Below are 20,355 nucleotides of genomic sequence, written 5' to 3'. Positions count from 1 at the left end.
AGCGCTCATGACTGCACCATCGGTACACCTCGGCGACGGCCTCAACGTCAGCCCCTTGGGCTTCGGCGGCATGGCCCTCACCCCGGTCTACGGCGAGGTTGACCCGCACGAAGCCCTCAAAACCCTGCATCATGCGGTGGATGCCGGCGTCAGCTTCATTGACACCGCGGACATCTACGGCGGAGGCAGCAACGAGCAACTCATCGCCCAACTGCTCAAAGAACGCCGGGGCGAAGTGCAGCTCGCCACCAAGTTTTCCCTGGTGGGCTCTCCGGCTGACGGCTACACGGACATCCGGGGAGATGCCGCCTACGTCCGGCAGGCCGTCGACGCCAGCCTGAAGCGGCTTGGCACGGACGTGATCGACCTCTACTACATGCACCGCCGTGACCTCCGCGTTCCGATTGTGGAAACCGTGGAGGCCATGGCGGGGCTGGTGCAGCAGGGCAAGGTCAAACACCTTGGCCTGTCAGAGGTGACCGCGCAGGAGCTGGCCGAAGCCCACTCCGTGCACCCCATCGCCGCGGTCCAAAGCGAATGGTCCATCTGGAGCCGCGACGTGGAACGCAACGTGGTTCCGGCCGCGGCCAGCCTGGGCGTGGGCTTTGTGCCGTATTCGCCACTGGGCCGGGGATTCCTCACCGGCACGGTGGACGCTTCAAGCCTGGGAGCCAACGACTTCCGACGCCGGATCCCGCGGTTCGCCGCGGACGCCTTTGACGCGAACCAGGGAGTCGTGGCCACCGTGCGGTCGGTCGCCGCCGAGCTGTCCGCTACGCCCGCCCAGGTTGCACTGGCGTGGCTGCTGGAGCAGGGCAAACGGCTGGGACTGGCTGTGGTCCCCATCCCCGGCACGCGCAAAACGCACCGGATCGACGAAAACCTGGGCGCACTGTCCCTGGACCTGACCCCGGCGCAACTGGAGGCGCTGGACCAGGCCGCGGACGCCGTCGTCGGCTCCCGCTCGGCGGACCCCAGCTGGGTGTCCCAAGGCCGTGAACAACCAGGGCCGTGAATAGACTGAAGCCCATGGACACGCTCATTCACGACCTACGCGACATCACCATCCGCAGCATCTCCGTCAGCGAGATGAACAACAACGTGTATCTGCTGACCGCGAAGGCCAGCGGTGCACAGTTGCTGATCGATGCCGCGGACGATCTTCCGGCCATCCAGGCGATGCTGGCGGACTCGGCCGCGGATACTGCGGCTGAACCCAAGCTGGCACTCATCGCCACCACGCACCAGCACTGGGACCATGTCCGCGCACTGCCGGCGTTGGTGGAAGCGACCGGAGCCAGGACGGCGGCCGGAACGGACGACGCCGAGGCGCTGCCGGTGAAGGTGGACGTACTGCTGGACCACGGCGACATCGGCAACTTCGACGGCTTCGACGTGACCTCCCTACATTTGCGCGGCCACACCCCGGGATCCATCGCATTTGTGTACCAGGACCCGGACGGGCCTGCCCATATTTTCAGCGGCGACTCGTTGTTTCCGGGCGGCGTGGGCAACACCCAGAAAGATCCGGCGCGGTTCACGTCCCTGCTGGACGACGTCACCGCGCGATTGTTCGAGGCCTACCCGGATGAAACCGTGGTGCACCCGGGCCACGGCAGCCCCACCACCCTGGGCGCAGAACGCCCGCATCTCGAGGAGTGGCGCGCCCGCGGCTGGTAACGCTTAACTCATCGAGTGCTTCCGTTACTGCCGTTATGAACCTTCTAAACGGCGGTTACGGAGCACTCGATGGTGGTTAAGGCGGGGCCACGACCGCCGGGTTCCCTGACCGAGCTTGCGAGGTCAGGGAGCGGTTGGGGATTAGCGGCTGCGGCGTTCGTTCGAGGCCGGAGCCGACGCGCGGCGGGGACCGCTGCGTGCCGGACGGCCACTGCCGCCAGCGTTGCCGCCACCGTTACCGGCGTACGAGCCACCGGACGTGCCGCCGGTGTTGGAGGACCAAACAGCCTTGTTGCCAGCGTTGCCGCCGTTGCCCGAGTTACCCGTGGAGGCTCCGGCGCGCTGGCCGGATCCACCCGTGCGGGCACCTGCACCGGCGCCGGCAGTGCGGGCTCCGGCCGCGCGCTGGCCCGTTGCCGGACGTCCGCCACGCTGTCCGCCGGTGGTAGCCGGACGGCCCGTGCCGCCACGGGGAGCATCGCTGCGGGTAACGCGTGAATCAGAACGGCCGTCTGAACCGCGGCCGGCCGCTGCACGGCCACCTGCTGCGGGGACGTCGTTGCGGTGCGTGGAGGTTGTGACGCCGCGGGAATTGCGGCGAGCAGCAGCTGCTGCAATGGCGCGGTCCTCGTTCTGCTCGGCTACACGGTCAAATGCTGCCCGTGCCTCGGTGCGCCCTTCGTAGGCAACAGCGCGGCGCTCGGCGCGGGGAAGATCGGTGCGGGTCGGCTCAGCGGAGACGCGTCCACGTCCACCACGGCCGCCACGGCCACCGGCGGTGGGGCCTTCCTGGCTGCGGCGGGCGCGCTTGCGCTCGGCGTTGGCACCCGTGGAGGTGCCGCCACCCTGCTGTGCGGACTTCTTGGCCAGAAGAGCGGCGCGGGTGCGCGGATCGATCTTGTCGGCCATTTCGCCCACAAGTTCAGCAACCAGCGGGGAGTTGGCGGTGACGCGCTCGAAGTTAACCTCGACGCCGGCAGCCTTCATGAGCTTCTTGACGTCGGACTGCTGCTCCGGGAGGGTCAGCGTGACAACAGTGCCGTCCGAACCTGCGCGGGCCGTACGGCCTGAGCGGTGGAGGTATGCCTTGTGCTCTGTGGGCGGATCCACGTGGATCACCAGTTCGACGTCGTCCACGTGGACGCCGCGGGCTGCGACGTCGGTGGCCACCAGGACGCGGACGTCACCGGAGGAAAACTCGGCCAGGTTGCGGTCACGGGCGTTCTGCGAGAGGTTGCCGTGCAGATCGACGGCGGGGATCCCGGCGTCGGTCAGGGTCTTGGCCAGCTTGCGGGCGTGGTGCTTGGTCCGCATGAAGAGGACGCGGCGGCCGGCTCCGGAAGCGAGCTCGAAGATCAGCTGCTTCTTGACGGTCTGGTCGTTGACCACCAGAACGTGGTGCTCCATGGTGGTCACGGCGGCCTGTGATTCATCCACGGCGTGGGTCAGCGGGTTGGACAGGTAACGCTGGACGATCTTGTCCACGCCGTTGTCCAGGGTGGCGGAGAACAGCAGGCGCTGGCCCTGGCTCGGGGTCATGTCCATCAGCTTCTTGACCACCGGGAGGAAGCCGAGGTCGGCCATGTGGTCGGCCTCGTCCAGGACGGTGATCTCGACACCTTCGAGGGTCAGGATGCGCTGGCGGATCAGGTCCTCCAGGCGGCCCGGGCAGGCGATGACGATGTCGACGCCGGCGCGCAGGGCCTTTTCCTGGCGTGCCTGGGAGATGCCGCCGTAGATCACGGTGGTGGTCAGGCCCATGGCCTTGGCCATCGGCTCGATGGTGGCATTGATCTGGGTGGCGAGCTCGCGGGTCGGTGCGAGGACCAGGCCCATGGGGCGGCCGGGCTTGCGGAAGTGCTTGGCTTCCCGCTCAGCGAGTCGTGCTACAAGCGGGATGGCGAAAGCGATGGTCTTGCCGGAGCCGGTGCGGCCGCGGCCCAGGACGTCGCGTCCGGCCAGGGTGTCCGGGAGGGTCTTGACCTGGATGGGGAACGGCTCAACAATTCCCTGGGCTGTGAGGGTGTCGGCAAGTTCTTTGGGCGTGCCGAGGGCAGCAAAAGTAGTCATATATTCAAGGTCTTTCAGGCGGTATCCATGCGGATATCGGCCCCCGATGCCGGTTGGCTCAAGGGTTTCGCCGAAGAAAAGTCAGGTGATCAACCGTGCTGCTGCCCAATTCAGGGCGGCGGCTGGGACCAAATGGAACGCGTTCATCGACGCAGGATGTGCCTCTCACATGAAAAAACCCGCTTCCCAAATAAAGGGACGAGCGGGCATCACTGCACATCAAGTCCCATAAGCGTACCATCCCCACGCCAGCCCCCTCCCAACTGAGTAGCGCTAACTGTCGTTATGGGGTCTCAAAAGGACAGTTAGCGCTACTTAGTTGGGGTGGGGAGCACGGTGCGGACGTTGCCTTTGGGGACCAGGCAGGCGCAGGCTTGAGGCATGACTGAACAGGGTGCGGACCACCACCACACAACGGACGACGGCGGCACCCGGCCTGGGGACGCACCGCAGCGCAGTGCCGCCGAGGCGTGGGACGAAAGGTACCGGAGCAAGCCGAAATTCTGGAGCGGCAAGCCAAATCCCCAGCTGCTGCGCGAAGGCGCGGGACTGAGGCCGGGCAAGGCCCTGGACCTGGGCTGCGGCGAGGGTGCCGACGCCATCTGGCTCGCCCAGCAGGGCTGGACCGTCACCGCCGTCGACGTTTCCGCGGTCGCACTGGAACGGGCCTTCGTCCACGAAAAAGCTGCCCTGGACCGGGAGAGCGTGCACGCCGAGGGGGCCGGTGAAATTCCCAGCCGCATCCACTGGGAACAGTGCGACCTAGAGGCGTGGCAACCCCCGGCAACCTTCGATCTGGTGTCCTCCCAGTTCCTGCATTCCCCGCATCTGGCGTGGCAGGGCCCCCTGCGGACGGCGGCTTTGGCGGTCAAGCCAGGCGGAACCCTGCTGATCGTGGGCCATCATCCGGACCGCCTGCCGCCGTGGGGAAACCACACCAGGCCGGAGATGTTCTACACCCCGGCGCAGCTCGTGGCGGAGCTCGGCCTGGACTCGCCGCAATGGCAGCTGGAGGTCAACACCACCCGCGAGCGCCCGGCGTCAGGTCCGGACGGCGAGGAGGCCATCATTGGCGACACCGTTCTCCGCGCCACCCGCCTGGCGTGATTTTTTGTCCAGATAAAGGGACTTCGTGGGCAGGCATTCGACGGCATTATCTGGACAAAAACTCCGGGGTCAGCGCGAAACCCGTGGCGCCACCGCAACCGCGGCGACGGCCACCACCGCCGTCAGTGCGAAAACCCCCGCGAACGATTCCGTCGTCGTCGTAAATGCCGCGAAGACGATGCCCGTGGCGGCGAGCGCCAGCGCCCCGCCCAGCGAGTCCGAAATGGACATCGCCGAGCTGTTGAAGCCTTCGTTTTCCTTGGTGGACATGGCGAGCGTCATCACGCTGAGCCGCGGATACAGCAGCCCCATCCCGCCGCCGGCGAAGAGCCAGCCGGCAATCGCGACGGCGGCTGGCCAGTGGAGCGCCGACGTCGCCAATGTGAGGATGATGGCTCCGAGCACCAGCGCTGAGCCGATGCGCACCGCTGCCCGGTGCTGCAGCCTGGCGCCGAGGCGGCCCTGGATGGCGGCAGCGGCTGCCCAGGACAACGCGCCTCCGGTGAGCGCCAGGCCGGCGAACGTCGGCGGGAACTTGTACTCCTCGATCAGCAGGTACGGCAGGTAGACCTCGGCACCGAAAAACGCGGCAGACGCCAGGCCGCGGGTCAGGATCACGCTGGGCAGGCCGCGGCGCGCGAGCAGTGTTCCGCGCGGTACCAGCGGCCGCACGGCTACGAGGGCAATCACGACCGCGGCCGCTGCGAGCAGTGCCGGGGCCGCGGGAACACCATCGATGGTGACTCCGGCGGAGAGATTCAGCCCCAGCACAGCGAGCGCGGCGAGCGCCGCCCAGGCCAGCCGGCCCACCGCCCAAGGCGGGACGGCGGTCTGCGCGGGGTGCCCCTCCATGCTGCGGAGCACCGGAACAATCATCACCACGGCGGGAACCACCAGCCCCACCACGCCCAGGAACACCCAGTGCCAGCTCAGGACCTCCGCCACGATGCCGGCCGCGAACGGGCCCACCAGGGACGGGATGACCCACGCGGCGGAGAATGCAGCGAAGATTCCGGGGTGCAGGACGGCCGGGTAGACGCGGGCCACCACCACGTAGAGCGAAACCGTCAGCGCACCGCCCCCGAGTCCCTGCACCAAGCGGCCGGCAACCATCATGGGCATCGACACGGCTGTGCCCGCGATGATCAGGCCCAGCACAAACAAGGCAACGGAGGCATAGAGCGGGACGGTTGGTCCGCGGCGGTCCGACCAGTTTCCGGCCGCCACCATGCCGATCACGCCGGTGGCCAGCGGACCGGCGAAGGCCAGCGCGTACAGGCTGGCGCCGTCGAGCTCGCGGCTGACGACGGGCATGATGGTGGTCACCGCGAGGGATTCGAAGGCCGCCAGGAACACCAGGGCACACGCGCCGATGGTCACCCACAGGTAGGGCCGCTGCAGGATCCCGGCCGTGGGGGCGGGATGCGTAGCCGGCCGGGCCGAATCGTGCATGTTATCGGCGCGGCTGGTTGGCGTCGCCGATGTAGCGGTTCCGACCCGCGCGGTAGCCGAACACAGCGGCCAGCGAGCCCACTACCAGGAACAGCACCCCGGCGGCCGTGAACGATCCCGTGGCCTGGTGCAGCTGGCCCACCATCAGCGTGCCGGTGGAACCCAGCCCGTAGCCCACGCCCTGCATCATCCCGGACAGGTGCGCGGCGGTGTGCCCGTCGCGGGTCCGCAGCATGATCATGGTCAGGGCCACCGCGGTGAGGCTTCCCTGCCCCAGGCCCAGCAGCCCGGTCCACACCCAGATGAGTTCCAGGGGTCCGAAAATGCTCAGCGCAAACCCGCCGCCGGTCATCAGCGCCACCACCACAGCGATGCCGCGCTGGTCACGGAACCTCGCCGCCAGTGCCGGGGCAAACAGCGAGCCCAGCATCTGGAGCACGATCGAAACAGACACCATCAGGCCTGCGGTGCCGCCGTCAACACCGCGTTCGCGCAGGATCGGCGCCAGCCACGCAAAGACGCTGAAGGACATCATGGCCTGCAGCACCATAAAGATGGTCACCTGCCACGCCACCGCCGAACGCCACACATTGACGCCGAGGTTGCCGGCCTGGTGCCGGACAGGATGCTGGCGAAGTGCCACCGGAAGGAACAGCAAAAGTACGACGGCGGCAGGAACCGCCCAGAACCACAGCGCCGCGGTCCACTCCCCCGTCGCGGTGAAGACGGGGTAGGTAAAGCCGGCACCGAGGGCGGCCGAGGCGCAGATCGCCGTGGTGTACAGCCCGCCCATGAGGCCCAGCCGGTGCGGGAAATCGCGCTTCACGAGGCCTGGCAGCAGCACGTTGCACAGCGCGATGGCCGCACCGCAGGCAGCAGTTCCCGCCAGCAAGGTTGGGAGGTGACCGGCACCGGGCACCAGGCCGCCGATGTCTGCGGGGCGCAGCAGCAGCCCTGCCGTGAGTACGGCCATGGCGCCGAGCAGGACGCGTTCGGCGCCAAACCGCCGCGCCAGGACGGGCGCCAGCGGCGCGAAGACACCCAGGAGCGTGACGGGCACGGTGGTGAGCACCACAACGGCCCAGCCCGGCAGGCCGGCGTCGGACGTGATCTCCGGAAGAACCGCGGCGAAACTGGAGAAAACCGTGCGGAGGTTCAGCCCGATAAGCACCAGGCAGAGTCCCAGGTAGGCCAGGGCCCGCCGGCTGCTTTGCGGGCTTTCCGGGCCGCCGCCCGACTGGCCCGGAAGGCGCGTTGGGGCTGCTGGGGGGATGTCGTCGATTTCGGCGTCGATCAGCAGTCCAGGCACTTCAACGTTGTCAGCACGGGTCACGGGACCCATTCTGTCATTGCGCGCGCTCGTGGCATGTTTCATCCCGACCGGTCGGGCCGGCGGCGCATCTGTCGGGGCTGCGGGAAACACAGAAGAGCCTACGCTTGGCGCATGAGCGAACAGCGAGAGACTTGGCATGCCGCACACAAGGCAACCCTGAGCAGGGGCGAACGCGCCGCCGATGTAATGCGCAACAGCATGGGCAGTTGGCGGTTCGTCGCGGGATTCATCGCTTTCATGATGGTGTGGGCTGGCCTGAACTCCTGGATTCTGGCGTCCCAGGCGTGGGACGCGTATCCGTACATCCTCTTGAACCTGTTCCTGTCCATGCTGGCCGGACTCCAAGGGGCAATTCTCCTCATCGCAGCCAAGCGCCAGGATGCCATCGCTGCGGCCATGGCGCAGCATGACTACGACACGAACGTGAAGGCCAAGGCGGAGATCGAGCGGCTTACCGCCATCAACGACGAACAGTTGGAGATCCTGCGGGAACTGCGCTCCCTGGCTGCGGGCAAGCCAGCCCGGGCCTGACTCCTCTATTCTGGAAGGGATGAGCGAATCCCCAGAATCTCCCCAGCCTCCGCATGTCCCGCGCCCGGTGACGCCCGGAACGCAGGCGTCCTTCGGCACTTACGGCGGCAGGCCGGTGAGCTTTGTGCGCCGCGGAACCCGTCTCCAGGGGCGCCGCCAGACCGCGTGGGAAGAGCACTCGGACCGGTGGGCGCTGGACGTTCCCCGGCACATTGCGAACACGTCGGTCCACCCGGACTACACGTTCGACGCCGAAGCCGAGTTCGGCCGCAAGGCACCGCTTATTGTGGAGATCGGTTCTGGACTGGGCGATGCTATCTGCCACGCCGCCGAGGAGAACCCGGACACGGACTTCCTGGCGGTGGAGGTGTACACGCCGGGGCTGGCCAACACCATCATCAAGATCAATAGCCGCGGGCTGAACAACGTCCGGGTGGTGGAAGCCAACGCGCCGGAGGTCCTCGCCACCATGCTGCCTGCTGGTTCAGTCAGCGAACTGTGGGTGTTCTTCCCCGATCCCTGGCACAAGTCACGGCACCACAAACGCCGCCTCATCCAGCCGGAGTTTGCCGAACTGGCAGCACGGGCACTCACGAAGGGCGGCTTGTGGCGGGTCGCCACGGACTGGTCCAACTACGCCGTCCATGTCCGCGATGTTCTGGCGGACTCGCCGGACTTCGAAAACCTCCACACCGGCGAGCGCCACGGACCCGAAAGCCCGCTCACCCAGGTGTGGCAATCCGGCGTCGAAACTTTGGTGGGCGGCGCGCCCGTCCGCGAAGGCCGGGCGCCGGTGAGCACCGCACACACCGGCCCCAACGGGGGCGTGGATGAAACGGGCGGCTGGGCGCCACGCTTCGAAGGCCGGATCCGCACGAGTTTCGAGGCGAAAGCCCACGAGGCCGGCCGGCTGATCTTCGACCTCTGCTACCGCCGGCGCTGAGCCTCGGAAACCGGGTCAGCTCACGCTGATGGCGGCGACGATCTCCTTGAGCATCCCCAGCCGCGGCTCGATCTCCGGGTTCACGTAAGGCCAGATCACCACAACACCGATGAAACGGTTGTTCTCCCAGACACCCACAGTGGCCGCTACCCTCGCCTCGCCGGCCGGATCCGTGTATCCAACCACGACGGCGTACGAGGACTTGCCGGGGACGTTCAGTTCACCTTCGGTGAGGATGGTCCCTGCCCGGTCTTCAACGTAGAAGCCTGACATCAGGTGTGCCCAGCCGTTGGCCTGCGCGGCGCCCGTCACGGAGGTGTCGTCCTTGATGACCGTCACCAGGACGCCGCCCAGCAGGCCATACTGCTCGGTGTTTGGCCCGGCGGCGGAGTCCTCCAGAACCTGGGTGTGCTCGGGGAAGTCTGCCGTGAACCCCAGCGGGGACTCGATATGCACTGACATGGTTGCTCCTTAGCGGTAAGTCTTGGCCGGGCTGGCTGGCGGTAATGCCCAAAATGGTGCAGGAAGAACTGCGGGAAAAGGTCTCCGGAGTGGACTCGGCACGGGACGTCAGAGCTTCTCGAGCTTCGTGTCGTTCGGGACTTTATAGTACGTGGACACGTTGGTGGTTGCCTTGTTCTCGGTCTTGACCTCCACCTCGCCGGCCTTGAGGTCAACACCGAACTCGTTGGACGCTGTCACCACGCTGTTCTCCTGGACGGTGGCAGACCCTGCCTCGTAGAGCTTGGCGGCGTCATGGCCGGCCGCAACAGTGTCTCCCAACGCCACATTGCGCATGTAGCTGTCGATCACGGCCGCGTTCTCCGGCGAGTACTCAACCTCGATCTTCACGGTGCCCTGCGTGCCTACTGTCACGCTGGACTCAGCCTTGGCGCCCTGGAGGTCGGGACCCGCGGTGGCGCCCGCCGCAACCGTGCCCTCCATGGATACGGCGATCGATTCCATGTTTCCGTTCTTATCCAGGTTCACTTCCAGGCCGCCCTTGCCCGAGGCCTCGAATACCCTGCCGTCGAGGTTCAGCTTGCCCTGGGCCGACACCTCGGCGCTGGCGGTTGCCGTGCCGTCCGTCAGGTTCCGCTCGTAGGCGAGATCCAGCTTCGCCGAGCCCGAAGCGGGGCCGGCTTCGGGCTCGGCTTCCAGGGAGAGGGTTCCCTTGGCTTTGTCGTCGTGGCCGGTGGAGCCGTTGTCGTCCGCAGCATCGTTGATGGTGTCCAGGATGTAGCCAGGCGGGTTGCCGGCCACATCCTGGATCTCACCTGCGCTGTCCGGCGGGAGGTCCGTGTAAATCTGGTTGCGGGCGGCCATGGCCTCTTCCACGCTGCCGAATTTGTACTCACGCGACGCCTCCCCGTTGAGCGTGACCCCGGCCGTGCCGGTGGTGTCGTTCACTCCCACGCCCACGTTTCCGTAGACCTTCAAGGTGGCCGAACCGTCAGCATTCTCCACCACCACGGTGCCCACCTCCGCGCCGGCGTGGAACCAGGCAACCCGGGCGTCAAGGGAGGCCTTGCCGGTCTCCGTGTATACGGGAGTTTCCGTCTTGGCGAGTTCCCGGAGGTGGGCACTCGCCTGGTCCTGGGCGGACTCGGGAATGCCGCCATCCATCCTCATGAGGTCCTCGGCAAAGGGGCCGTTCTCGTCTTCGCCTTCGATCAGGTACTTCCGGTCCGCCTCGGACAGGCTGGCCCACCACTTGGCCTGTTCTTCCGGGCTGGCCTTGAGCATGTCATCCAGGCCCTGCTTCAGCTCCTGGCGGTGGGCCGCGGCCGCTGCTGCCTTCTCTGCCTGTTCCTCCAGCCAGTACTTCGCGCGGCTGCCGAGGTCCTTGAGCTTGTCCAGCACGCTGGAGCCCCCGCTGCCGCCGCCGGTCTCGGCGGAAGACTGTTCCTGCTCGTTGGCGTGCTGCAGGAGCAGCTTGGAGTTATGGCGGAGGCTGGATGCCACCCGCTCCAGGCTGGGACGGTGGCTGCCGGACCAGTCCTGCCGGAACAGTTCGCCGTCGGTGCCTTTCCATGGCGCGGACTGGATCTGGCCCTGCAGGGAGCTTGCCCGGCTGCTGAGCAGCGCTGCCGCTTTGTCAACGGCCTTCGCCAGCTCCCGCAGCTGACTGACGTCCGCGCCGTAAAAAGTCATGGTGTCTCCCCCGGAGAGTAATAGGAGTTAGATCTATCGCTGGACATATCGTCGCACGGCGGCAAGTCTGCCGCGATGGGGAACACTCCCCATCGCGGGAGCTCCGGGCCGCCAGGTTCGGATGCTACGGGGCGCGCAGATCGGGACCCCGAGGACTGTTCGCGGCTCGCTTGGCGTGGCACCATGGGGATTGTGCGGGGGCACGCAAATCTGCGCCCCTCAGGCGCTGGCCCGAAGGAACCGTCATCAAAAGAGAACTAGAAGACGCCGCAGACGCGGCGGAGGACGTCACCAACTCACGCGCACTGGAGCTGATGGCCAGGGCCGGTTTCGCGGTAAGCGGCCTATTGCACTTTCTTGTGGGCGCCATCGCCATCCGCCTCGCCATGGGCGGCTCGGGAAACGCTGACTTCAGCGGCGCTGTCTCCGAACTTGCCAGCCAGCCCGCCGGGCCGTTCCTCCTGTGGGCAAGCTTCGCCGCCTGCGCGGCCCTTGCCGTCTGGCAGGCCAGCGATGCCGTCTTCGACTACAACCGGCTGCCCACCAAGGAAAAGGCCGGTAAGAAGGCCAAAGCGGCAGCCCAGGCCGTGGTGTTTGCCGGGCTCGCCGTGACCCTGGCCAGCTTCGCCATGGGCACCGGGTCCGGAGGAGACAACCAGCAATCCGCGAGCGACCTCACCGTCGCCGTTATGAAGGCCCCCGGCGGCGTGGCACTGCTGGTCCTGGTGGGACTGGGCGTGGCCATCACCGGGATCATCTACGGCATCCGCGGCATCCAGAAGACCTTCAAGAAACAGCTCACGATGCCCTCTTCCCCCACCGCCCGGACAGCCGTCACAGTCCTGGGCGTGACCGGCTACGTCGCCAAGGGCATAGTCCTGCTGCTGACCGGGATGCTCATCACCATCGCCACCCTGCAGGCCCATCCGGATGAATCCACGGGCCTCGACGGTGGACTCAGGGCCCTGCGCGACCAGCCCTTCGGCGTGTACCTGCTGGCCGCAGTGGGCGCCGGTCTCATCTGCTACGGCGTGTTCATGGTGGTGCGGGCTCGCCTGGCCAAGATGTAGGGCTGGCACCTTCTCCGGGGCCGGTCCGGAATACCCGGCCTCCGGTTAGGGTGGGTCCATGCCTCAGGTACGCGCCGAACGACTCATCCGCCTCGATCCGGAGACAGTCTTTGCCCTCTCCCAGACCACCGGTGCGTTCCGGCTCAAATGGGACCCGTTCATCTCTGCCCAAGGTTTCCTGAACAGCGCAACGTCCGCCGGAAAGGGCGTCCGGACACGGACCGTGTCCCGCCTGGGCCTGGTGATGGTGAGCGAATACGTTTCGTATGCGCCACCCAGGAACGTGGGCATGACCATGGTGTCCGGACCGTGGTTCTTCACGAATTTCGGCGGCGGCTGGCGTTTCACCGCGGACGACGGCGGCACCCGCGCCGTGTGGAAGTACACCTTTTCGTGCCGCCCGGCCTGGTTGCGGCCGGTGGCGGAGCGGATGGGCGCCTGGCTCCTGGGCCGTGAGATCAACATGAGGATCGAAGCGTTTGCCCGGGCCTGCGAGGACCCCGGGCTGGTGGCCGAGTTCCGCGCCCTCCAAACTCCGTGATCACAGCACCGTGATTACCGGCAAATAGATCACCCGCACGGGGATCACGGCACCATGATTACAGCAACTGCCTGTTGGGTGTCATCCCGCAGCTCCAGGCTGGCGATGCTGGCCAGCTGAACCGGCGTCGCGCCCATGACCTTCACCCTTCCGCTGGGCGTGGCCGTCCAGGCACACGCCCGGTCCTCGCCGCCGTCGCGGTCCCGGATCCAGAGCGAGAGGGTCCCGTCCAGCGGCAGTTTGCTGCCGTTCACGGCCAGCTCGGTGCCCCACGTTTTCCGGGCAAGGTCGATGCTGAACTGCAGGCCGTTGCCGGACTGGACCGAGTAGCTGGCGTCCGGCTCCGGCGGTCGGCTGAGCAGCGGCCCCGCGGCCAGGCCCAAGGCGAGGCTCGCGGCGGCGACGGCGCCCACCAGCGCCGCCCACCGCCGTCGTAATTTACGACGCCGGGCGGCCAGTTCATCGAGGACCGCGCGGGGCACTGAACTGGCTGGATCAGGGGCAAACCCGGGGCGGGCGCTCCCGGTCAGCGCCACCGCGTCCGGGACGGGAAGCGCGTCCAGCAGGGCCGGCAGGCTTTCGAGCTCGGCGAGTTCGGTCCGGCAGTCCGCGCAGCCCTCGAGGTGGGCTTCGAAACGTTGCGAATCCGCGGGGTCAAGCCCACCGAGCACGTAGGCGCCCAGCAGGTGGTGCAGCTCAGAGGCGTTCACCGCTCCACCCCCATTTCGTCCAGGATGGTCCGTAGCGCCCGGACTGCGTAGTAGGCCCGGGACTTCACGGTTCCGCTGGGGATGTTCAGCTGCACGGCGGCCTCGTTGACGGTGAAACGGCGGTAGTGGAGTGCCACGAGGACATCGCGGTGTTCGGTGCTGAGCCGGAGCAGCGCTTCCTCCATCAGGACGCGGTTGAGGAGTTCATCCACGCGTTCCACGGCCACGGCGGGATCGGCGAGTTCGCGTTCCATCACCTCGGCCGGGCGACGCTGGGCTTTGCGGTAGTTGTCGATCATGATGTTTCGGGCAGTCCGGAACAGGTAACTGCGAAGGCTTCCGGTGATGTCCGGGGCCTGCTGCCAGACACGCAGGACGGTCTCCTGGACCACGTCCTCGGCCAGTTGGGGGTCACGGGACGCGCTGAGGACAAAGCGGCGCAGGGCGGCGCCGTGTTCGCGATAGATCGCGGCCACCACGTCCTCGTCCAGCGGCATGACGCCCCCTCCTGTCCCTGATCCAGTCCGCGGCCTTAACTGCGGGCCCATGGTTGCGTGCTTGCCCAGCGAAACGCTGAAGCTAAGCGCATACATGCGATATAACGTCCGTGAACGGAAAACGGTTCACTTTGAACCATTCTCAACCTTGGTGCGTCGTACCGGTTAGCGTCCGGTGATCCGACACCGGGCCCCAGCCGAGGAGTATTCCATGAAAAAGTATCTGGGCACAGGTCTTGCCGCGCTGGCCGTCGCGGCGGCGCTTTCCGGCTGCGGCGGCAGCCCTGGAACCACCACAACCACCGCCGCTCCCACCACTCCGGCGGCAACCTCCGCCACCCCGACCGCTGGCTCCCCCACCACAGGATCCCCCACCGCTGGCTCCCCAACCGCGGCGGCCGCCGTCGACCTCAAGACTTCATCCTCCAGCGCCGGCAACATCGTGGTTGATTCCGCTGGCATGAGTCTCTATTTCTTCACCAAGGACGTGAAGGATTCCGGCACCAGCGCCTGCACTGGAGCGTGCCTGACCGCGTGGCCGCCGCTCCTCACCACCGCAGCCACGCCGGCCGCTGAAGGGGTCACCGGCACGCTCGGGACGATCACGACGCCGGACGGGGCCAAGCAGGTGACCCTGAATGGACTGCCGCTGTACTACTACCAGCAGGACAAGAATCCCGGCGACATCCTGGGGCAGGGCGTCAACGACGTCTGGTATCTGGCCACCCCGGCCGGGGAAATGATCCGGACCGCGGCGTCAGGCTACTGACCCCGACTCGGGACGCGGCGGCGAACCTTATGCGTTCAGCCGCCGCTCCCGGGGAACGCTACTTGGCGGGTGTGACCGTCGCTTCGTAAGTGAGAATTTCCGTGCCGTTGCCTTCTTCCGCATCATCCGGCGCGACATGCATGGTCAGGTGGTTGCCGTCGGCAGTGAGCTTGAACGGGTTCCGGGTCGCGGCGTGGCCCGCCGTGGACCACTTTTGAAACGGCACGTCGTGCAGGATGGTCTTTCCGACAAGGTCGATCAGGGCCATGCCGCCCAGTTCATAAGTCGCCGTGGCACCGCCCGCCGCAGGTGTCTGGGGCAAGTTAGCGACCCCGGCGCATAGGGCTTGGGAGTTGGCCACGTACTGGCAGTCCTGGTAATCGATGAAGTGGTTCGGGTTCTGCCAGGTAGAGAGCTGCTTGCCCTGGCGGTTCCACTCCGCGAACCTCCGGGACCCCCACGTGTTCCCGACCAGATGGCCGGTCTGACGGTCCATCACTACGCCGCCGAAGTGGTCGGGGACCTCGAATTCTTTGTGCGCCTCAAGGGTTGTAGCGTCCACGCTGTAAATGATGGAGCTGCTGTTGGGCCGGTACTGCGCCACGCTCACCCAAATGTTCTTCCCGTCGAAGTCCAATCCGCCGGGATGGTACATGTCGCCTTCGCCCAGGATGATGTCCTTCTGCAGATTTCCGGACAAGTCCAGTACGAATAGATGACCCACCCCCTTCCCGGCCGTGCGGTCAAAACCGTCAACCGGCGCAGGGTACTTGACGGTGCGTTCGACGATTTCCACGGACGAAAGGAAAATGTGATCCTCCGTGTAGGCAATGCCTTGGGGGTGGTGCGTGGGGAAGTCAAGCTTCAGCTTGCCCGTCAGGTCCCAGTTGGTGTTGCGATCCAATGCCTTGAATCCGTCGGCAAGGGCGGTGTCGGCCGTATGGCGGTCCATGTTGCCGGTTCGGGTGCCTGCCTGCGCGGCCACGCCGCTGCCTGCAGTGACGACGCCACCTGCGGTAACGATGATGAGTGCAGCTGCTGCTGCAAGGATTCCACGGTTGCGTATGGGGTTCATTAGGGCGCCTCTCAAGAATTTGCTTCAGGGGTTGTTTTCGAAGCCGCGCAGCGTCTAGAGCGCCGCAACTCCCAGTTCGAGGGGATACCAGTTTGGAAGCTTCAACGAGTACTCGGCCATCACCTCACGGAGCCGATCTGGACGTCCCGTTGATGGGGCCACACTCAGTCTGGGCGTTCGCTGGAAACCCCCGGCAGCACTCTCATGGAGCCCACATGACGGAGTGGTGAATGCGTTCTGACTACATCCCGAAAATCAACGCACTGTCGGGGCCGAGCCTATTGTCCCGGGGCAGCCGAAACGGGCGGCGATTCCGGGAGGGGCCGCATCGGCTGTTGCCCCGGCAGGCTGGGCACTTCGCCGTTCAGCAGCCCACCCGGCACACCCGGCACACCCGGCGTGACGTTTTCAGGTAGGGAAAGGTCTGGCAGGGGAACTGCCGGCGCTGAACCCGATGGAACGGGAGCGTGCTGCGTGGCCTGGCTCGAACCGGATCCCGGAGCGGCCGGAACCGGCACAGTGACAGCCGGCCCGGTGGGGCCTACGGCAGGGACACCGGGCTGGACCGGCCCCGGAACCGGGGTCTCCACCGGCGCGGGGGCAGGCCCGCCAACGGTGGACACGAACGATGTCACTGCGTGGTTAACCTGGCCGATGGAATCCCTGATCCCCTGATCGGAGGCAACGGCAACGGCGCCGCCGGCCGCCAGCGAGACGGCCACGGACAGCGTGGTGAGGGTGACCCGGCGCCTAGCACGGCGGCGGGCGGCGAGCTCGTCGGTCGCCACCGTGAGCTCATCCGTTGCCACGGCGGGGGCGACGGCGGGCTCTGACTGAGGGGAAGCAACGGTTTCAGGGAGCTGCGGGACAACCGTCGTTGCAGGCATAACCGTCGTTGCAGGAACCACCGCCCGATGGCGGGTGGCTTCCGGTTGGTCCGCAGCCTGGATCACCGTCTGGTTCACCGCAGGCCTCATGAGCGCGGCGACTGCATCGGAGGGCGCCGGCTGCTCGGCGGCGAGCGCTTGGAGCTCCAGCAGAACGGGGCGGAGGCCGGCGTCGTCGTCCAGCCCTGCCTCCAGCAGCAGCCGGTCACCAGACACGTCGTCGCGGAAACCGTTGCGTGAGCCTGCGGTGTCACTCATGATCTGCCTGGTTTCTTCTAAGAGTCTGGTCCTTGAGGTTTTGCAGCGCCCTGCGTTGGAGCTGCTTGATGGCACCGTGGGACTTGCCCATGATGCCGGCCACTTGTTCGATGGAGAGGTCAGCCACCACCCGCAGTGCCAGGACCTCGCGGTGTTCATCGGTCAGGCCCGCCAGCAGGTGGGCCGCGCCGCCGCTGTGGCCCAAGGCGTGGTCCTCGGCGGACGCCGTGCTGCGCCCGTCCTGCAGGGGGTCGTACGGAGTGAAGTCCGGCCGGCGTTCAACCCGCCGGTAGTAGTCCACCATCCGGGCGTGGGCGATGGAAAACACCAACGACTTGGCACCCTGCAGCCCGCCGGTCAGCTCACCAATCTTGGGGAAAAACGCCAGGAACACGTCCTGGGTGACAGCCTCGGGATCGTCCACGCCACGGGCCTTGAGGTAGCCCAGGACTGCTCCGGAAAAGGTTCGATAGACAGCGCCGAAGAGCACAGCCGGATCAGCGCCGGCGGTGTCTGCAAATGTATCTACGTCTTCTTCGGCCAAAGTGTCTAGCACCAGTGGCTCCTCCATCCCGGGCAGCGGACTCGCTCATCCCGGTATTCGGCGCGGTGTGCTCCGCTGCTGTCGGTCAGCTATCTGGCTGCCATGTGGGCTGCGGGAATCCGGTCCGTCCGGAGCGGGTTCCCGCAGCCCACAATAGCTGAGCAGGTCCTAGCGGCCCGAAACGGCCGGAACGTCTACAACGTCGCCCGGCACCGCGGGAACAGCAGGAACGGCAGGAACGCCGTCGACACCCGGAACTGCCGGTACGGCGGGGACAGCAGGAACGGCGGGCAGCTCGGGGCGCTCGGCCTTGGCGGCGGCAGAACCCTCGCCAGCCGCATCGGCGTCAGCGGAAGCGGCACCCTGCGCGACGACGTCCGTGCAGAAGGCGTCAACGTTGCCTTCGCCCTCGGCGGCGATGACCAGCGACGAGAAGCCCTCGGAGGCTTCGTTCAGTCCACCGTTGGTGAAGGCGGTGCAGAGGCCAAAGGCTGCGGCACCTGCTGCGTCCACTGCGGTACCGGCGGCGGCGGAGGCGTTGGCCTCGGCTGCGACCTCATCGCCGGAGACGGTTGCTTCGCCGGTTACTGCTGCATCGCCGGAAGCGTTTGCGGAGGCCGACTCGGTGGCGTCAGCGGCCAGCTTCGGGGCGGGGGCGCCGAGCAGTTCGTGGGCGGTCTGCTGTGCGTCGGTCGGGAGGGCGCCGGAAACAGCTGCGACGCCGGTTCCACCGACGGCCAGGGTGCCCGCGGCGAGAACACCGGCGGCGATTTTGCTGGTGGCGAGAACAGTGAACAACGACATATGACACTCCAAAACCTAGAGAACAATTCAGATCCGGCTCCGTGAGGAACCCATCACCCCCTACATCGCTGGCCGGACCGGGAAAGTTACGGCGCCTCCTAAATTTCTTTCCAGGGCCCGGCTTCGGACCATGGACCGCACTAGCATCGAGGCATGGCGATCACTCCGGAACACCAGAGAACGGCCAAGACCTGGCAGACCATGGTGGACAGCAACAAAGCCCTGCTCCTGCGGAAGACGGGGCACGACGTCGCCTACTGGGCCGAGCGGGCACGCTCCGCCGGGCTGAAGAACGACGCCGAGCTCCGCCACTGGATGCGCGACGAGCACGGCGTCACGGGTTACGCGCAGTACGCCGTCTCCTGGGAGCTGTTCGGCTACCCGGAATTTATGCTGCGCGACGCCGACGAGCTTATCGATGGCCAGTACATCAACCACGCAGAGCTGCGGCCCATCGCCGATGCGCTCCTGGCGTGGGCGGCGGCCACCGAGGGCGTGGAGATCCAGATGCGGAAGGGCTACGTCTCGCTCCATAGCCCGCGCCGGAAGTTCGCCCAGGTCACCCGGACCACCAACACCGCCGTGGACGTCGCCCTCCGCCTCGACGCAGCAGCGGGAGGCCGTTTGGAACCCCTGAAGGCCCGGTCTGATGATCCTTTTGACCGCCGCGTCCGGCTCACGTCTGTGGACCAGGTGGATGACGAACTGCTGGACATCCTGGCCAAGGCGCTGGACCAGAACACCTAATAGCTAGTACAACTGCGGCCGGGTCGCCGGAAAGGTGCCGGGTCGCCGGGAATTTCCAGCGACCCCGCACCTTTCCCGCGAACTGGGCGAACCCGGCGAACCGACCCCGACGAACCCGGTCCGGGACCGTGGTGAGGGTCCTACGCGTCGATCATCTCGTCGTCGTCCGCTTCCTCGAACTCAACAGCGGCGACGATTTCCTGGGTCTCCGGGTTGATCATGAACGCCTCTTCGTCGTCCTCCACCATGATGAAGTCGCCGTGGTCCGTGGTGAAGTGCCAGGCCAGGGTCTTCTCGCCGTCGTGCATGTAGTTGGGGTCACCCATGGTGATCTTCTGCAGCGTGTAGCCGGCGATGCCGCACAGTTCTCGGATGATGACCTCAAAATCCGGAGCGTCCTCCAGCGCTTCCTCGTCGGCCGCGGCCTGACGCTCCTCCAGGTTGGGGATGAGCGCAACCTGACGCTCAATGTAGGCGTCGAGCTCCTCGTCGTCGAGCATCAGCAGGCCCTCCTGGCGCAGAAGCCAGGCGGCGTTGAGGGCGGTGATGTTTTCGGTTTCGAACAGTTCCTCGAACTCGCCGTCGAGCTCTTCGATGGTGCGCACGGCTTCGTTGGACTCTTCCTCGGTGTCTAGGTCGCCGTCAAGGTAACGCTCTTCGTCCTCGTCGGACAAGCCATCAAACGCTTCAACGGTGCGGTTGAAGAGCTCAAGGTGGGCGGTTGCGCCCATGCCCGCGAGGCCCTCGCGGATGAGCGGGTCCACCTCGTCACGGTCCGCGGTGAACACGTACTGGGCGAAGCCGCCCTCCAAAGATTGCGTGACGTAGAAGTCCACGTAGTAGCTGCCGAGCGCCGCGGGCGCGATCTCGCCGGCGTCGAGCAGTTTCCCGTACATGGCGTTCACCACGTAAACGTTGGCATCTACAACCTCCTCGTTGCCTGCATCGATGCTGGCCTTGGTCAGGACGACAGGGTTCTGGCTCATGGTCATGGGATTCCTCACTGCTGAATGCTTCGGTGCTGCTCAGGACACTTTCACGCTACGTGGGCAGGAGCGGCGGTGTGTTGAGGCGGAAGTGAACGTCAGGCGAAGTTTCAGGCTCCCGCCGGGCGAACTAAGATGAAGCAGATAACCTCCGATCGGACACGGCACCCCCGTGGCCAGCTGAAAGTAGCGCGCAC

21 protein-coding genes are annotated in these 20,355 nt (G+C 66.4%); 9 read left to right on the top strand and 12 right to left on the bottom strand.

Annotated elements, in window-relative coordinates; translation table 11 throughout:
- Nucleotides 1–7: 7 nt before the first annotated feature.
- Nucleotides 8–1,015, top strand: a complete 1,008-nt coding sequence (locus tag AC50YA_RS12980; RefSeq protein ID WP_494982680.1) for an aldo/keto reductase — start codon at nucleotides 8–10, stop codon at nucleotides 1,013–1,015.
- 14 nt (nucleotides 1,016–1,029) lie between these two features.
- A complete protein-coding gene (locus AC50YA_RS12975; protein WP_494982679.1) occupies nucleotides 1,030–1,680 on the top strand; it encodes an MBL fold metallo-hydrolase in 651 nt (216 codons plus the stop codon).
- A 141-nt stretch (nucleotides 1,681–1,821) separates the two neighbouring features.
- On the opposite strand, the gene AC50YA_RS12970 is transcribed toward AC50YA_RS12975, so the two are convergent.
- On the bottom strand, nucleotides 1,822–3,750 hold the full coding sequence (locus AC50YA_RS12970) for a DEAD/DEAH box helicase (RefSeq protein WP_494982678.1): 1,929 nt from the start codon (nucleotides 3,748–3,750) through the stop codon (nucleotides 1,822–1,824).
- Nucleotides 3,751–4,131: 381 nt separating this feature from the next.
- Between AC50YA_RS12970 and AC50YA_RS12965 the strand changes: the two genes are divergently transcribed.
- Nucleotides 4,132–4,857, top strand: coding sequence for an SAM-dependent methyltransferase (locus AC50YA_RS12965; RefSeq protein ID WP_494982677.1), 726 nt, complete (start codon nucleotides 4,132–4,134; stop codon nucleotides 4,855–4,857).
- A gap of 69 nt (nucleotides 4,858–4,926) precedes the next feature.
- On the opposite strand, the gene AC50YA_RS12960 is transcribed toward AC50YA_RS12965, so the two are convergent.
- Nucleotides 4,927–6,309: an MFS transporter gene (locus tag AC50YA_RS12960; protein WP_494982676.1), complete on the bottom strand. Its 1,383-nt coding sequence runs from the start codon at nucleotides 6,307–6,309 to the stop codon at nucleotides 4,927–4,929.
- A 1-nt stretch (nucleotide 6,310) separates the two neighbouring features.
- Nucleotides 6,311–7,651, bottom strand: coding sequence for an MFS transporter (locus AC50YA_RS12955; protein WP_494982675.1), 1,341 nt, complete (start codon nucleotides 7,649–7,651; stop codon nucleotides 6,311–6,313).
- Between the two features lie 102 nt (nucleotides 7,652–7,753).
- Here AC50YA_RS12955 and AC50YA_RS12950 point away from each other — a divergent pair, with 102 nt between their 5' ends.
- Together AC50YA_RS12950 and trmB are read left to right on the top strand one after the other, a co-directional pair.
- A complete protein-coding gene (locus tag AC50YA_RS12950; protein WP_494982674.1) occupies nucleotides 7,754–8,173 on the top strand; it encodes a DUF1003 domain-containing protein in 420 nt (139 codons plus the stop codon).
- A 19-nt stretch (nucleotides 8,174–8,192) separates the two neighbouring features.
- On the top strand, nucleotides 8,193–9,116 hold the full coding sequence (trmB, locus tag AC50YA_RS12945; RefSeq protein ID WP_494982673.1) for a tRNA (guanosine(46)-N7)-methyltransferase TrmB: 924 nt from the start codon (nucleotides 8,193–8,195) through the stop codon (nucleotides 9,114–9,116).
- A gap of 15 nt (nucleotides 9,117–9,131) precedes the next feature.
- Here trmB and AC50YA_RS12940 read toward each other — a convergent pair whose 3' ends face one another.
- Both AC50YA_RS12940 and AC50YA_RS12935 read right to left on the bottom strand, forming a co-directional pair.
- Complete coding sequence (locus AC50YA_RS12940; protein WP_494982672.1) at nucleotides 9,132–9,578, bottom strand: hypothetical protein; 447 nt, start codon at nucleotides 9,576–9,578, stop codon at nucleotides 9,132–9,134.
- Nucleotides 9,579–9,686: 108 nt separating this feature from the next.
- Complete coding sequence (locus AC50YA_RS12935) at nucleotides 9,687–11,270, bottom strand: fimbrial protein (protein ID WP_494982671.1); 1,584 nt, start codon at nucleotides 11,268–11,270, stop codon at nucleotides 9,687–9,689.
- A 314-nt stretch (nucleotides 11,271–11,584) separates the two neighbouring features.
- On the opposite strand from AC50YA_RS12935, the gene AC50YA_RS12930 reads away from it, so the two are divergent.
- Entirely contained in the window at nucleotides 11,585–12,340 is a 756-nt protein-coding gene (locus AC50YA_RS12930; protein WP_494982670.1) for a DUF1206 domain-containing protein, read from the top strand.
- A gap of 58 nt (nucleotides 12,341–12,398) precedes the next feature.
- A complete protein-coding gene (locus tag AC50YA_RS12925) occupies nucleotides 12,399–12,881 on the top strand; it encodes a type II toxin-antitoxin system RatA family toxin (protein WP_494982669.1) in 483 nt (160 codons plus the stop codon).
- 44 nt (nucleotides 12,882–12,925) lie between these two features.
- Here the strand turns inward: AC50YA_RS12925 and AC50YA_RS12920 are convergent, their stop codons facing one another.
- Nucleotides 12,926–13,591 (bottom strand): anti-sigma factor family protein, encoded by a 666-nt coding sequence (locus AC50YA_RS12920; protein ID WP_494982668.1) that lies wholly within the window; start codon nucleotides 13,589–13,591, stop codon nucleotides 12,926–12,928.
- Nucleotides 13,588–14,088: a sigma-70 family RNA polymerase sigma factor gene (locus AC50YA_RS12915; RefSeq protein ID WP_494982667.1), complete on the bottom strand. Its 501-nt coding sequence runs from the start codon at nucleotides 14,086–14,088 to the stop codon at nucleotides 13,588–13,590. Before AC50YA_RS12915 ends, AC50YA_RS12920 begins: the two co-directional genes overlap by 4 nt.
- A 211-nt stretch (nucleotides 14,089–14,299) precedes the next feature.
- Here AC50YA_RS12915 and AC50YA_RS12910 point away from each other — a divergent pair, with 211 nt between their 5' ends.
- Entirely contained in the window at nucleotides 14,300–14,857 is a 558-nt protein-coding gene (locus AC50YA_RS12910; protein ID WP_494982666.1) for a COG4315 family predicted lipoprotein, read from the top strand.
- A gap of 58 nt (nucleotides 14,858–14,915) precedes the next feature.
- On the opposite strand, the gene AC50YA_RS12905 is transcribed toward AC50YA_RS12910, so the two are convergent.
- The 4 genes from AC50YA_RS12905 to AC50YA_RS12890 form a co-directional block, all read right to left on the bottom strand.
- Entirely contained in the window at nucleotides 14,916–15,932 is a 1,017-nt protein-coding gene (locus tag AC50YA_RS12905; RefSeq protein WP_494982665.1) for a DUF6454 family protein, read from the bottom strand.
- Between the two features lie 278 nt (nucleotides 15,933–16,210).
- Nucleotides 16,211–17,077, bottom strand: a complete 867-nt coding sequence (locus AC50YA_RS12900; protein ID WP_494982664.1) for a hypothetical protein — start codon at nucleotides 17,075–17,077, stop codon at nucleotides 16,211–16,213.
- Complete coding sequence (locus AC50YA_RS12895) at nucleotides 17,070–17,648, bottom strand: RNA polymerase sigma factor (RefSeq protein ID WP_494982663.1); 579 nt, start codon at nucleotides 17,646–17,648, stop codon at nucleotides 17,070–17,072. Before AC50YA_RS12895 ends, AC50YA_RS12900 begins: the two co-directional genes overlap by 8 nt.
- A 141-nt stretch (nucleotides 17,649–17,789) precedes the next feature.
- Nucleotides 17,790–18,425: a protein tyrosine phosphatase gene (locus tag AC50YA_RS12890; RefSeq protein ID WP_494982662.1), complete on the bottom strand. Its 636-nt coding sequence runs from the start codon at nucleotides 18,423–18,425 to the stop codon at nucleotides 17,790–17,792.
- Nucleotides 18,426–18,578: 153 nt separating this feature from the next.
- Between AC50YA_RS12890 and AC50YA_RS12885 the strand changes: the two genes are divergently transcribed.
- On the top strand, nucleotides 18,579–19,172 hold the full coding sequence (locus AC50YA_RS12885; protein WP_494982661.1) for a DUF5655 domain-containing protein: 594 nt from the start codon (nucleotides 18,579–18,581) through the stop codon (nucleotides 19,170–19,172).
- A gap of 140 nt (nucleotides 19,173–19,312) precedes the next feature.
- On the opposite strand, the gene AC50YA_RS12880 is transcribed toward AC50YA_RS12885, so the two are convergent.
- Entirely contained in the window at nucleotides 19,313–20,164 is an 852-nt protein-coding gene (locus tag AC50YA_RS12880) for a DMP19 family protein (RefSeq protein ID WP_494982660.1), read from the bottom strand.
- Nucleotides 20,165–20,355 lie beyond the last annotated feature (191 nt).

This window comes from Pseudarthrobacter sp. RHLT3-21 (assembly GCF_059383495.1).
The sequence above is the reverse complement of the archived record's forward strand: the minus strand, read 5'-3'. Positions and strand labels throughout refer to the sequence as shown.